The organism is Bradyrhizobium sp. 21 (genome assembly GCF_023073335.1).
In the GTDB taxonomy this organism is placed as follows: Bacteria; Pseudomonadota; Alphaproteobacteria; order Rhizobiales; family Xanthobacteraceae; genus Bradyrhizobium.
This window is the reverse complement of the sequence record NZ_JADPJG010000031.1, coordinates 288889-301844: the sequence shown is the minus strand read 5'-3', so window position 1 is coordinate 301844 and position 12956 is coordinate 288889. Positions and strand designations below refer to the sequence as shown.

The window sequence follows — 12956 nt, the reverse complement described above, 5'->3', positions numbered from 1 at the left end:
GACGCCTTCGAGCGCGACCAGCGCGGAATCGGTGGTGACGTTGCAGTTGCGGGAGTCTTCGAACACGGCGGTGCCATGCGCGGCATTGCCTTGCGCGTCCTTGTCCGACAATTCCCACACCGCGTGCCAGGAGCCGACGTCGGACCAGCCGCAGGACACCGGCACGACGGCTGCGCGCGAGGTCTTCTCCATCACGGCATAGTCGATCGAGATCGCCTTGGCCGCGCCGAACGCCTCGGGCTCCAGCGTCACGAAGCCGAGATCGCGGCCGGCATTGGCCACCGCATTGGAGATCGCCTCCACGCTCGCCGCGTCGACCCTGCGGTATTCGTCGAGCAGCACGGCGGCGGGGAACATGAAGTTGCCGCTGTTCCAGAGATAGCCGGAATTGACGTAGTCGGCGGCCTTCACGGCATCCGGCTTCTCGACGAAGCGCGCCACCGCGTGCACCTCACCGGAGATCATCTCGCCCGGGCTGATATAGCCGTATTCGGTCGCCGGCCGCTCCGGCTTGACGCCGAAGGTGACGATGCGGCCGGCGCTCGCGGCAGTGAGGCCTTCGCGGCAGGCCGCGACAAAGGCAGCATTGTCCTGCACCACGTGGTCGGCGGCGAGCGCGAGCACGATGGCGTCGCTGGCGCGGTTCTGCGCGAACACCGCGCCCGCGGCGATCGCCGGCCCGGAATCGCGCCGCATCGGCTCGAGGATCACGTCGGCCTCGATGCCGATCTCGGCGAGCTGCTCCAGCACCATGAAGCGGTAGGACGCATTGGTGATGACGATCGGACGATCGAACAGCGAGGCCTCCGACACGCGCAGCAGCGTGTCCTGGAAGGTCGAGCGCGTACCGAACAGCGGCAGGAATTGCTTGGGGCGCACCTCGCGCGAAGCCGGCCACAGCCGCGTTCCGGCACCGCCGCACATGATCAGGGGGATAATGCGTTTGTCCATCGTCATTTCAAACCTTGAAGTAGTCGCGACCAGGTGACAAAATTTCGAACACCGTGCGCGATCGGCGTTGACGGTGCAAAGCCGGTGTCGCGCATCAGATCCTCGACATCCGCGAACGTTTCCAAAACGTCTTCCGGCTGCATCGGCAGCGATTCTTCGACCGCCGTCCGACCCAGCTCCTGCTCCAGAAGTCCGACGACATGCATCAGCTCTTCCGGAGGGTGGTTGCCGACATTGTCGACCTTAGACGGCGCATTTGCGGCAGCCAGCTCATCCGCGGGCACCCGATCGATGAGCTTGGACACGACACGGGTGACGTCGTCAATATAGGTGAAGCCGCGACGCATTTTGCCATGGTTAAAGAGCCGGATCGGCCGATCGGCCATGATGGCATTCGCGAACAGATCGCCGCGCAACGGCGCAAGGCGCGCCTGTTTCGACGCCGGATCGTAATAGCTGTTGAGATTGTCGGGCCCGACGACGGGCCGGCCCTCGCCCAGGAGCTGCCGGGCGACCTGAAAGCCGATGAAGTCGGCGGCACCCGTGGCCAAAATCGCCTGATCCGTCATCCTGTTCCCAAGGAACCCTTGGCTCGCGGCGCCTGTTTGGCCGCGCGATCGAGGGGGTCGCCATAGCCCGAGAGACAGCTATTGCAAGATCGGCGCCAAAACCATACCAAAGCGGCCGAATTCGACGCCTCGCGTCGGGTTGCTTCTATCTTCGCAAACCCTGTACATGCGGGCGAAATGCGCCGAATCCTGCTGTCGACGGCCAAGATCCTGATTTCCGGAGCGCTCCTCTATTTGGCGCTGCGCAAGGTCGATCTCTCCGAACTGTTTTCGCGCTTCACCGTGACCAGCCTGTTCTGGATCGGCTTGGCGATCGCGATCACGTTCCTGCAAATCTTCGTCGGCGTGTTGCGCTGGCGCGAGGTCAGCGCCGCATGCGGCGCCCCGCTCGAGCTCGGCCGGGCCATGCGCTACAACGTGATCGGCGCATTCTTCAACCAGACCCTGCCCTCGGCAATCGGCGGCGATGCGGTGCGGCTGTGGCTGGTCGCGCGCGCCGGTGCCGGCTGGCGCGCTGCGACCTACTCGATCTTCGTCGATCGCGCGATCGGCCTGATCGCGCTCGCGATCATCATCGTCGCCAGCCTGCCCTGGAGCTACAGCCTCATCGCCGATCCGCACGGGCGCTCGGCGCTGCTGCTCGTCGACCTCGCGGCACTCGCGGGTGGCCTCGGCTTCCTGGTGTTCGGCGCGCTGAAATGGCACTGGCTGAAAACCTGGTGGGCCACGCATCACATTCACGCCTGTGCCGTGATCGCCAACCGCGTGATCTTCAGCCGCTCGCGCGGACCGGCCGTCGCGATCCTGTCGCTCGCCGTGCATGTGCTGGCCGTCGTCGTCGCCTGGTGCGTCGTGCAGTCGATCGCGGCACCGGTCGGCTTCAGCGATGTCTTCGTGCTCGTGCCGCCGGTGATGCTGATCACGATGATGCCGATCTCGATTGCCGGCTGGGGCGTGCGCGAAGCCACCATGGGCCTCGCGTTCGGCTTCGCCGGACTTGCCGCAAACGAGGGCGTCAACGTCTCGCTGCTGTTCGGCGCCGTGTACTTCATCGTCGGCGCGGTCGGCGGCCTGGTCTGGATCCTCAGCGCGGAGAAAGCCGCGCAAGGGTCGGCGCCGCTCGGGGTGCCGGAGTGAACGCGGCCGTTGACGCGCTCGGCACCCTACCCTCGCTGCTTGCCGTTGCGATCGCCGCGCTGGTATCGGCCGTCATCACCTGGTCCAGCCGCCCCCTGCTCCAGCGCTACGCATTGGCGCGGCCCAACGCGCGGTCCTCGCATCGTATCCCGACCCCGCAGGGTGCGGGCATCGCGGTGATCGCCGCGACGCTGCTGGTCGCATCAGTCTGGGCGGCCTGGGCGAACCTCGCGATCCCGCCGGCGCTGATCGCCGCGACGGTCTTGATCGCCCTGGTCGGATTTGCCGATGACATCGTGTCGCTGCCGGTGCTCGTGCGCCTCGTGCTGCAGGCTGCCGCGGTCGGCGCCGTCGTGTTGACCGCGCCCGAGACCGCGCGCGTCGTGCCGGCGCTGCCGCTCGCGCTGGAGCGCGGCCTCATCCTGCTGGCGGGCGTGTGGTTCGTGAACCTCGTCAACTTCATGGACGGGCTCGACCTCATGACGGTGGCGGAGGTGGTGCCCGTCACCGCGGCGCTGCTGCTGCTGGGACTGCTCGGCGATTTGTCGTGGCCGGCAGCGCTGATCGCCGCGACGCTGTGCGGCGCCATGCTCGGTTTTGCGCCTTTCAACACACCGGTTGCAAAAGTGTTCCTGGGCGATGTCGGCAGCCTGCCGATTGGCCTTCTGCTCGGATGGTGCCTGCTGGAGCTCGCCTGGTACGGACAAGCCGCCGCGGCGCTGCTGCTGCCGGCCTACTATCTCGTCGATGCCACCCTCACGCTGTTTCGCCGCATCGCCCGCCGCGAACAATTCTGGTCGGCGCATCGCTCGCATTTCTATCAGCGTGCCACCGACAACGCCTTCACGGTTCGGCAAGTGATTCGCGAGGTGTTCGCGCTCAATCTGGTGCTGGCATTGCTTGCCATCGTCACCGTGCGGGCCGGCTCGATGGCGATCACGATCGTCTGCCTGCTCGCCGGCGCGATCACGGTCGGATTCGTGCTGCGCCGCTTCTCCCGCCCTCAGGCGTCCTGAGCCGACAGCGCCAGCCGCAAGCCCTCGTCGAGAGTGACCTGCGGCTGCCAGCCGGTTGCGATCGCCTTGGCGAGGTTGAGCTCGAGCGAGCCGATCAGGCTGTCATGCGCATCATGCCGGCCCATCACGCTCAGCAGCGTGCTGAGCAGGTCGGGCGGCATGCCGAACAGCCGCGAGCTCTTGCCGGAAGCCTTGGCCAGCCGCTCGATGAATTCGGGCGTCGAGACCTGCTCCCTGTCGGCCACCAGGAAGATCTCGAAATTGCTCTCGGGATAGGGATGAGAGAGCCGGCGCAGGATGAACGACGACAGGTTCTGCACGGCAAGGAAGGCGCGGTGATTGCGGATCGCGGCAAAGGGCAGCGGCAGCCCGAGGTTCACGGCACGCGTCAGCAGCGCGAAATTGCCCTTTGCGCCCGCACCATAGACCAGTGGCGGCCTGATAACCGAGATCTTCATGGCGCTGTCGCGCGCCAGCGTCTTCAAGCCCGCCTCGGCCGCGGCTTTGGACATGCCGTAGAGGCCCCGCGGCGTCAGGATATCGTCCTCGCTGAACGGCGCGCGGCCCTCGTTGCTGCGGCCGTGCACGAGAACGGTGCTGATGAAGATGAACTGGCTCACGCCGGCCATCGCCGCACTGCGCGCCAGGTGCAGCGTGCCTGCGATATTGACGTTGCGGTAGAGCTGGACCGCATGCTCCTCGTGCTTGTGATGCACGCGCGCGGCGAGATGAACGACGGCGTCGACGCCTTGAAGCGCGGCCTGCCAGTCGGTTTCAGGGCCGATCGTTTCGATCACGACCTCGTCGTCCATGCCTTCCGGGCCGCGCACCGCGCGGCGGACCGACCATCCCGCGCCCGCCAGCGCCGGCACGACATGACCGCCGACGAAACCGCTCGCACCCGTCACCAGCACGACTGGCTTGCGCTCGTTCATCGTTGTCCTGCCAGTTCGGCGTTGCGCAGCAATTCATCGACCAGGGCGGCATAGGCGTTCATCGCGGTGACGCGATCGAACTTCGCTGCCGCCTTCACCGCGCGCTCCGCCATGGCGCCACCGTCGGAGCGAGACGCCGCGCGGATCGCCTCGGCCAGTTGATCGGCACGGCCGGGTGTCACGACCCAGCCGAGCCCGTTCTCCACCACCGTCAACGCGGCCTCGGCCTCCGGCTCGGAGACCAGCACCACGGGACGGCCGACCGCCAGCAGATTGTAGAACCGGCTCGGCACCGACACCCCCGCAACGTCCTTCCGGTACGGAATGATCCAGAGATTGGCGGACACCAGGAACGCCTCGAGCTCGGCATCCTCGACCCGCGCCACGAAGGAGACATTGGGCAAGTTCGCTTCGGCCTGCAACTGCTTCAGCCGCTCGAAACCGATGCCCCAGCCGGAGAGCAGGAAGTGAATGTCCGCTTCGTCCTGCAAAAGGCGCGCCGCCTCGAACACGATCTCCGGATCATGGGTGAAGCCGAGATTGCCCGACAGGCCGACGACGAAACGCGCCGAGAGCGCCTTGCGGAACGGATTGTCCGCCGTCACCGGCCGGGGTGCGGGCACGAGCGTTGCCCAGTTCGGGATGAAGCGGATCTTGTTGCGCGTCATGCCGGAATAGCTCAGCAGCGGCCGTTCCGCATCGCGGCCGATGGTGATGACGGCATTGAGCGCGCGGAACATCAGGCTGTTGGCGGCGCGCATCGTCATGGTCACGATCGAACCGGGCGTGAGCAGGCCCGCCATCACCAGCACATCGGGGAAGAGGTCGTGCATGATCAGCGCCGAGCGCGCGCCCTTCAGCCTTGCAGCCCCCGCGACCGCGTAAGGCAACATGAACGGTGCGGTGACGGTGAGCACGACGTCACCTCGCCTCAGCTCCCGTAGCAGCGTAAAGAAAATGCGCGCGGCGAACAGCAGCTCGGACACCCCGCGCCGCACCAGCGCCGCCTTGCCCGCCATCCGGTTCTTGACCGCGACGACGCGCGGCTTGCCCGGGCCGGTTTGCGACGCCGGCAACCCGCCAGGCGAGCCCGATAGCACCACGACCTCGTGATCTCCGGCGATGCGGCAGGCGATCTCGGCCATGATCGACGCCGTCGTGCTCGGATCAGGCGGATAATGCTGGCTCGCAACGACGATCTTGCCTCGAGGCTGCATGATCAGGCCGCGGTCGACCCGAATTCCGGAACCGCGTCCTTCAGGATGGTCCTGATGGTGGCCCGATCGTCGCGCGCGATCGCCTGCTCCAGCGCGGCAATCCATTTGCGGAGCGTCTGCATCGGCGGCTCGTTCGGCTGCGCGGCCATGATGCCGGCGACGCCGATCTCGCGGGTCGGCTCCTCGGAGGCGAACAGGATTTCGTGCAGGCGTTCGCCGGGCCGCATGCCCGTGAACACGATTTCGATGTCGTAGCCGGGCTGCAGGCCCGAGAGACGGATCATGCGCTCGGCGAGATCGACGATCTTCACCGGCTGGCCCATGTTGAGCACGTACACCGACACGTCCGGACGCTGCGTTCCGAGCGCATGCGTTGCCGCCGTGATGACGAGATCACAGGCCTCGCGGATGGTCATGAAGTAGCGGACCATGTCGGGATGCGTGACCGTCACGGGACCGCCGGCATCGATCTGGGCCTTGAACTTCGGCACCACCGAGCCGTTCGACGCCAGCACATTGCCGAACCGGACCGAGATCAGCCGCATCGAGCGCCTGGCGCCGCCGCCACCTGCCGCAAGATCATGATCGAGCGCCTGGCAATACATCTCGGCGAAGCGCTTGGTGAGGCCGAGCATCGACACCGGCTCGATCGCCTTGTCGGTCGAGATCATCACCATGGCTTCGGCGCCGGCGCTGTGAGCGGCATCGGCAACGTTGATCGAGCCGAAGATGTTGGTCTTGACGCCCTCGCTCCAGTCGCGCTCGAGGATCGGCACGTGCTTGAGCGCGGCGGCATGGAACACGATGTCCGGCTTGAACTCGGACATCAGGCGCATGATGCGCTCACGGTCGCGGATGTCGGCGATCCGCCCTTCGACCGAAGCAGCCGTGCCGTGCGCCGCGAGCGCTTCCGTGATGGCGTAGAGCGCCGGCTCGGAATTTTCCACGATCAGGAGGCGCGCGGCGCCGAACGCGACGACGCGCTCGCAGATCTCGGAACCGATCGAGCCGCCGCCGCCGGTGACGATCACCGCCTTGCCCTCGATCAGGGCCTCGAGCCGCGCATAGTCGATCTTTTCGCTCGGCCGCAGCAACAGGTCCTCGACGGCGACGGCCGTCAGCCGCGGCGTATCACCGCTCTCGAGCGAGGGCATGCGATTGACGATCACGCCGAGCTTGCGCGCCCGCATCAGGATCGATTCGGGATGGGCCTCCGGCTCGAATGCCGTGGGGGTCATCACCACGCGCGCGATCGGCTTGCCGCGCTTGGCGAAGTCGGCGACGACATCCTCGATATCATCGACGCCGCCCAGAACCGGGACGTTGCGGATGGACTGGCCGCGATCGGAACTCGACGGCGACAGCACGCCGACCGGCCAGATGCGCTTGATCGCCCCGCTCTCGATTCCGCGCAACAGCACCTCGGCATCCGCGGCGCGGCCGATCAGCAGCGTCGGCGCGGCGTCCCCGGTGCGGGCCTGACGCCGCACCCGCGTATAGCGGAAATAGCGGTAGGCCATGCGCAACGCGCTGAGGAAGGATATCTCGATGAACCAATAGAGGACGATCGTCACCTTGCCGAGGAAGAAGGCGCCGCGGACGTTGGGGGCGACGAAGATGTAGTCGAGCACCAGAAGTGCAACCGTCAGCACGGTCGCGACACGGATGATGTTCAGCGCGTCGGGCAGCGAGATGAAGCGCCATTTCGTCGTGGTCAGGTTGAAGATGAAGAACACGACCACGCTGAAGGCGAGAAAATAGGGCAGGATCTGGATCAGCAGCGGCAGGCGGTCGAAGAAACCGTCGCCGCCCTCGAAGCGCAGATAGAAGGCAGCGAACAGCGCCGCCGCGGTCGCCAGCAGGTCGTGGAGCGCGATGAAGAAATTGCGCAAGGTGAGATGCGAAAGACGCGTCATCCGCTGACCGATGAAAATCCGTTGAGGTGCAACCTGACCGCGCTGATAACCCATCTCGGCAAGACATGCCAGTCAAGGCTTGCCAGTCAAGGTTTGCAATCCGCGCGGTCGTTCAGGAACCGGCTTCCGCCTTCGTCTCGGCCTGCTGGGCCCGGATCACCATGCCGCCGGCAACGCCGACACCGATGACGTACATCCAGCCCTCGTGGAAATCGAACAGATGGGAGTTGAACAGCGAGGTGAAGACGTTCTGGACCACGACCAGGAGGCCGACCCAGTTTGCGAGCCCGTCGCCGCGAAACAACAGCAGATGCAGAATCCAGATGGCGTAGAGAACGACAACGCCGATGATGCCCCATTGCACGGCAACGTTCAGCGTCTGGTTATGCGGGTTGCCGATCACCTCGGATGATGCCTGGTACAGGCCGTCGCCCGGCGTCGCGGCCCGCTCGAACAATCCGCGGGTCGAGCCCGTGCCGTGCCCCTTGATCGGCGCCTCCTCGAAGAAGCCGAGGGATTTCCGCCAGAATTCGAGCCGCAAGCCGGCCGAGGTCGGCGCGCCTTTTTCCACATAGCGTGTGTAGTCGCTGGCAAAGCTGTCGGCGGTCTTGCGCAATTGCGGCGAGGCCTGCCAGGCGAGAATCGCGCCTACGAGCAGGGCGGCGGAGATGATCGCGATGCTGCGCCAACTCAGATGAAGCAACGCAAACACACCGAACATGATCGGAACGGTGACCAGCGCGGTGCGCGACACCACCACGAAGGCCATGTTGAGGAAGAAGGCGAGCGCGAGCGCCGTGAGCAGCCCGGCGATCCAGTAGCGCTTCTGGCGCAGCAACTGCGCGACCGGATAGGCGAGCGCGACCGCGCAGAGCGTGAACTCCTGGCTCTGGTCGATGTAGTTCTTGACGAAGATGCCGCGTTCGACGCGGTCGGATTTGAGCGCGAGGTCCGGGTAGAAGGCGACGAGCCAGGACATCACCGACAACAGCGCGCAGGACACCAGGAAGGCGACGAACACCCAATGCCCGCGCGGCGAGCGCGCGAAGTGATAGAGCAGCACCGGCAGCACCAGCAGCTTGACGGTCGGATTGACCGCGTAGAAGCGCGCGCCCCAAGCCGCGTCCGACCACAGCGTCCCGATCAGCGCGAGCAGAACCAGCGCAATCGGCGCCGCGCAGAACGGGCGCTTGAGCGATTGCAGGAACTCGCGGACGTCGAGGAACGGCACCATGCAGAGCAGCATCAGAACATTGAAGATCGCCGCAAGCGACGTCGACCATGGCAGCGAGGCCGCGGTCAGGATCGCGAACAGGTCGACCGTCTCTGACCAGGCCGCCGGACTGCGCAGACGCCGCCACAGCACCTGGCCGGTCGTCTCCCCGGCGAGAACAGTCATTTGCCCTCTCCCCGCGCGCGGTGAACCAGCGCCGTCGTGCTGAAGCCCTTGAGAATGTCGACCAGTACGACCGTCCCGCCCGCAGCTTCGACGACCTCATGACCGACCACCTGCTCGCGGGTGTAATCGCCGCCCTTCACCAGCGCACTCGGCTTGATCCGGGTGATCAGGTCGATCGGCGTATCCTCATCGAAAATAACGACGAGATCGACGGCTTCGAGCGCCGCCAGCACTTCCGCACGCGCCCGCTCGTCCTGAACGGGGCGATCGGCGCCCTTCAGCCGCCGCACCGAGGCGTCGCTGTTGAGGCCCACGATCAGGCGGTCGCAGGCAGCGCGCGCCGCGGTCAGCACCTTGACGTGGCCGGGATGCAGGATGTCGAAGCAGCCATTGGTGAAGCCGACGCGCTGGCCTTGCCGCTTCCATTCCGCGAGTTGCGCGTCGAGCGTATCAGGCTCGAGCACGACCTTCTCCTCGACCGCGAGATAGGCATGCGGCAATATCTTCCGCCTCAGCTCGGCCGAGCTCACGGTGGCGGTGCCCTGCTTGCCGACGGCGACGGCGGCCGCGGCACTGGCCATGCGTAGCGCCGTGTCCCAGTCCGCGCCCGTGGCGAGCGACACCGCGAGCGCCGCGGCAACGGTGTCGCCGGCGCCGGAGACGTCGCGCACCTTGACCGGGAACGCCGGAACGTGAACGGCCTCGCCGTTGCGCGGCACCAGCGTCATGCCGTGCTCGCCTTGCGTGACCAGGATTGCTTCGCAATCGGCGAGCCGCATCACGTCCTCGCTGGCATCGACGATGCTCTGCGGCGTGTCGGCGCGGCTTCGGGTCGCTTCCGAAAATTCCTTGCGATTGGGCGTGAGCAGCGTCGCGCCGCGATAGATCGCCCAGTTCAGGCTCTTGGGATCGACGATCACGGGCTTGCCGAGTTTTCGCGCGGCGTCGATCGTGTGGCGGATGACGCGCGCAGTCAGCACGCCCTTGGCGTAGTCGGACAGCAGCACGATGTCGGCGCGCGCGATCTGCGGCAGGATCGCCTCGATCAGCTTGGTCTCGATCGTATCGGAGGCAGGATGTGCCTGCTCCCAATCCGCACGCAGCATGTGCGTGGAAAAATGCTCGGAGACGAAGCGGACCTTTCGCGTGGTCGGGCGCGAGGCATCGCACACCAGCACGCTTTCGATTGCCCCCTGCTCCGCAAGCGCCGAGGCGAGCTGCCTGCCCGCATCGTCCTCGCCGACGAGCCCGACGAAGATACACCGCCCGCCGAGGGAAGCGACATTGCGCGCGACGTTGCCGGCACCGCCGATATGGATCTCGCTGCGCTGAGCCGCGATGACCGGCGCCGGCGCTTCCGGCGAGATCCGCGACACCTCGCCATAGACGAACTCGTCCAGCATGATGTCGCCGATGCACAGCACCGTGCGGCCAGAGATGGCTTGCGCGAGGGCATCGAAATCGAGAATGGGCGTCGGCATGGTGATGGGCCTCAGCGGAAGCGGTCGGGCCGGTCGAGATAATCCCCGACATAGGCTTTCACCGCGTCCTCGAGCGTCGTGAAACCACCATTGTAGCCGGCGCGGTGGAGGCGATCGACCTCGCTCTGGGTGAAATACTGATAGCTGCCGCGGATCTGCTCGGGCATGTCGATGTATTCGATGTTGGGCCTGGCGCCGATCGCGGCATAGGCCGCGAGCATCAGATCCTTGAAGCTGCGTGCCTTGCCGGTGCCGACATTGAAGAGGCCGGACACCGACGGCGTCGCCAGCAGCCACATGACGACGCGCACGACGTCGTCGACATAGATGAAATCGCGGCGCTGATCGCCGTCGGCGATGCCATCGCGGTGCGACTTGAACAATTGCACGACGCGGCCCGCTTTGACGTCGTCGAAGCGCCGCGCCAGTACGCTCATCATCGAGCCCTTGTGGTATTCGTTGGGGCCGAACACGTTGAAGAATTTCAGGCCCACGCATTGCGGCGGCAGCCGATCGCCGTTCGCGACGCGCCCGGCGACTGCGAGATCGAACATGTGCTTGCTCCAGCCGTAGAGATTCATCGGCCGCAGTTTCTTCAGCGCCGGCAGCGAGGCATCGTCGTCAAATCCTGCCTCGCCGTCGCCATAGGTCGCCGCCGAGGAGGCGTAGATCAAAGGCACCGCATTCGCCGTGCACCAGTCCAGCAGGCGCATCGATAGGCGGAAGTTGGTCTCGAACACGAGGTCGCCGTCGGTCGCCGTGGTCGCGGAAATCGCCCCGAGATGGATCACGGCGTCGAGCTTGCGGTCCTTCAGCCAGTCGAGCAGTTCGAGCGGCGGAATGATATCCACAAGCTGGCGCTTGGCGAGGTTCCGCCATTTGCCGTCAGTGCCAAGGAGATCACAGACGACGACGTCGCTGCGGCCCGCGTCATTGAGCGCGGCGACGACATTCGATCCGATAAAACCGGCCCCGCCGGTCACCAGCAACATTCCACCTACCTGCCCGATTTTGTGCGGCCCGATAACTGCCGTAGCGCATCATTTGCCAAAGTGTAAGCATTTTGGGACCGACGTTCTCCCGGCTTTACCTGCCCGCCCGGACCGGCTAACCGAACCGCCACCATCAGCACGCGCTCGGTCCAATTTAACGAATGAATAAAGATTCGCAACTTAGCGGAGATGCATACCGGAGCGACACCCGCCCGATCCTGATCGTCCCGTACATGTGGATCGGCGATTTCGTCCGGAATCATACCGTGGTCCGGGTTCTGAAGGAGCGCTGGCCGAACCGGCCGGTCGATCTTCTGACCACCTCTCTCTGCGCCCCGCTGGTCGATTACATGCCCGGCGTGCGCCAGGGGATCGTCTGGGACCTGCCGCGCAGCCGGCTCGCCGTGGGCCGCCAACTCGGTCTGGCGAGGCTCCTGCGCGAGCGGAACTACGGCACCGCCCTGGTGCTGCCCCGGACCTGGAAGGCGGCCATTGCGCCCGCACTGGCGGGGATTCCCGAAAGGGTCGGCTTCGTCGGCGAATTCCGGTTCGGCCTGCTCAACCGCTGGCGCTGGGGCGAGAAGAAGCTACCCCGCTTCATCGACAAGAACGCTGCGCTGGCCCAGCCCGACGGCGCCCCCCTGCCCCCGGAATGGCCGGTGCCGCAATTGCGGGTCCCGTCCGAGGACATCGTCCGCTGGCGGCAGGCCAACGGCCTCAGCGCCGGTGCCGCCGTGGCGCTGGCTCCCGGCTCGGTCGGGGTGTCAAAGCGCTGGACCTACTATCCTGAGGCCGCCCGCCTGCTGGTCGAGCGTGGGCTGGAGGTCTGGGTGGTCGGCGGCCCCGGGGAAAAGGGCCTCGCCCAGGAGATTGTCGCGGCCGGCGGCGCGGGGGTGCGGGACCTCACCGGCAATGATTTGCGCAACGGCGTGCTGGCCATGGCCGCGGCCGGCGTCGCAATCTCCAACGATTCCGGGCTGATGCACATCGCAGCCGCCCTGGGCACGCCGACCATGGGCATCTTCGGCCCGACCAGCCCCTACCTCTGGGCGCCCCTCAACGGCCTCGCCGCAACCGTGGTCCAGGACAAGAGCGTGCTGTCCTGCCAGCCCTGCCAGAGCACGATCTGCAAGATGAACGACCACCGCTGCATGCGGGATATCGCGGCGGCGGAGGTGGTGGGGATTGCGGAGCGGGTGCTGAGCGAGGCGGGGGGACGCGTTACCACTTGAGGCCATTGGGCTGCGCCGATGATGACATCCTGCCAGTGTTTTGCCCGACGGGTCAAATCCATTTCGTAAAATCCGCAACACATCGACCCCACCGCCAAGCCATTGATTTTG

11 protein-coding genes are annotated in these 12956 nt (G+C 66.0%); 3 read left to right on the top strand and 8 right to left on the bottom strand.

What is annotated here, in order from left to right; genetic code table 11:
- Together IVB31_RS25385 and IVB31_RS25380 are read right to left on the bottom strand one after the other, a co-directional pair.
- Window positions 1-951: mannose-1-phosphate guanylyltransferase/mannose-6-phosphate isomerase (locus tag IVB31_RS25385; protein ID WP_247329193.1), on the bottom strand; the 951-nt coding region annotated here is incomplete at its 3' end.
- 2 nt (window positions 952-953) lie between these two features.
- Entirely contained in the window at window positions 954-1520 is a 567-nt protein-coding gene (locus tag IVB31_RS25380) for a hypothetical protein (protein WP_247329191.1), read from the bottom strand.
- 177 nt (window positions 1521-1697) lie between these two features.
- Between IVB31_RS25380 and IVB31_RS25375 the strand changes: the two genes are divergently transcribed.
- Together IVB31_RS25375 and IVB31_RS25370 are read left to right on the top strand one after the other, a co-directional pair.
- Entirely contained in the window at window positions 1698-2657 is a 960-nt protein-coding gene (locus IVB31_RS25375) for a lysylphosphatidylglycerol synthase transmembrane domain-containing protein (RefSeq protein ID WP_247329189.1), read from the top strand.
- The gene (locus IVB31_RS25370) at window positions 2654-3673 is read left to right on the top strand and encodes a glycosyltransferase family 4 protein (RefSeq protein ID WP_247329187.1); all 1020 of its coding nucleotides are present in this window, start codon (window positions 2654-2656) and stop codon (window positions 3671-3673) included. The genes IVB31_RS25375 and IVB31_RS25370 overlap by 4 nt, the downstream gene beginning before the upstream one ends.
- On the opposite strand, the gene IVB31_RS25365 is transcribed toward IVB31_RS25370, so the two are convergent.
- From IVB31_RS25365 to rfaD, 6 genes are all read right to left on the bottom strand, one after another.
- On the bottom strand, window positions 3661-4608 hold the full coding sequence (locus tag IVB31_RS25365; protein ID WP_247329184.1) for an NAD-dependent epimerase/dehydratase family protein: 948 nt from the start codon (window positions 4606-4608) through the stop codon (window positions 3661-3663). The two genes, IVB31_RS25370 and IVB31_RS25365, sit on opposite strands and share 13 nt — an antisense overlap.
- Entirely contained in the window at window positions 4605-5825 is a 1221-nt protein-coding gene (locus IVB31_RS25360; RefSeq protein ID WP_247329182.1) for a glycosyltransferase family 4 protein, read from the bottom strand. The genes IVB31_RS25365 and IVB31_RS25360 overlap by 4 nt, the downstream gene beginning before the upstream one ends.
- Before the next feature lie 2 nt (window positions 5826-5827).
- A complete protein-coding gene (locus tag IVB31_RS25355; protein WP_247329180.1) occupies window positions 5828-7741 on the bottom strand; it encodes a nucleoside-diphosphate sugar epimerase/dehydratase in 1914 nt (637 codons plus the stop codon).
- Window positions 7742-7853: 112 nt separating this feature from the next.
- Entirely contained in the window at window positions 7854-9140 is a 1287-nt protein-coding gene (locus tag IVB31_RS25350; protein ID WP_247329178.1) for an O-antigen ligase family protein, read from the bottom strand.
- The gene (gene rfaE1 / locus IVB31_RS25345) at window positions 9137-10621 is read right to left on the bottom strand and encodes a D-glycero-beta-D-manno-heptose-7-phosphate kinase (protein WP_247329176.1); all 1485 of its coding nucleotides are present in this window, start codon (window positions 10619-10621) and stop codon (window positions 9137-9139) included. Before rfaE1 ends, IVB31_RS25350 begins: the two co-directional genes overlap by 4 nt.
- 11 nt (window positions 10622-10632) lie before the next feature.
- The gene (rfaD, locus tag IVB31_RS25340) at window positions 10633-11613 is read right to left on the bottom strand and encodes an ADP-glyceromanno-heptose 6-epimerase (RefSeq protein WP_247329173.1); all 981 of its coding nucleotides are present in this window, start codon (window positions 11611-11613) and stop codon (window positions 10633-10635) included.
- 161 nt (window positions 11614-11774) lie between these two features.
- Between rfaD and waaF the strand changes: the two genes are divergently transcribed.
- Entirely contained in the window at window positions 11775-12845 is a 1071-nt protein-coding gene (gene waaF / locus IVB31_RS25335) for a lipopolysaccharide heptosyltransferase II (RefSeq protein WP_247329171.1), read from the top strand.
- Window positions 12846-12956 lie beyond the last annotated feature (111 nt).

What these genes read in the sequence shown, in the direction of transcription:
- IVB31_RS25380 (WP_247329191.1), bottom strand. Translation starts at nt 1,520, where the DNA reads ATGACGGATCAGGCGATTTTGGCCACGGGTGCCGCCGACTTCATCGGC.
- IVB31_RS25375 (WP_247329189.1), top strand. Translation starts at nt 1,698, where the DNA reads ATGCGCCGAATCCTGCTGTCGACGGCCAAGATCCTGATTTCCGGAGCG.
- IVB31_RS25365 (WP_247329184.1), bottom strand. Translation starts at nt 4,608, where the DNA reads ATGAACGAGCGCAAGCCAGTCGTGCTGGTGACGGGTGCGAGCGGTTTC.
- IVB31_RS25360 (WP_247329182.1), bottom strand. Translation starts at nt 5,825, where the DNA reads ATGCAGCCTCGAGGCAAGATCGTCGTTGCGAGCCAGCATTATCCGCCT.
- IVB31_RS25355 (WP_247329180.1), bottom strand. Translation starts at nt 7,741, where the DNA reads ATGACGCGTCTTTCGCATCTCACCTTGCGCAATTTCTTCATCGCGCTC.
- IVB31_RS25350 (WP_247329178.1), bottom strand. Translation starts at nt 9,140, where the DNA reads ATGACTGTTCTCGCCGGGGAGACGACCGGCCAGGTGCTGTGGCGGCGT.
- rfaE1 (WP_247329176.1), bottom strand. Translation starts at nt 10,621, where the DNA reads ATGCCGACGCCCATTCTCGATTTCGATGCCCTCGCGCAAGCCATCTCT.
- rfaD (WP_247329173.1), bottom strand. Translation starts at nt 11,613, where the DNA reads ATGTTGCTGGTGACCGGCGGGGCCGGTTTTATCGGATCGAATGTCGTC.
- waaF (WP_247329171.1), top strand. Translation starts at nt 11,775, where the DNA reads ATGAATAAAGATTCGCAACTTAGCGGAGATGCATACCGGAGCGACACC.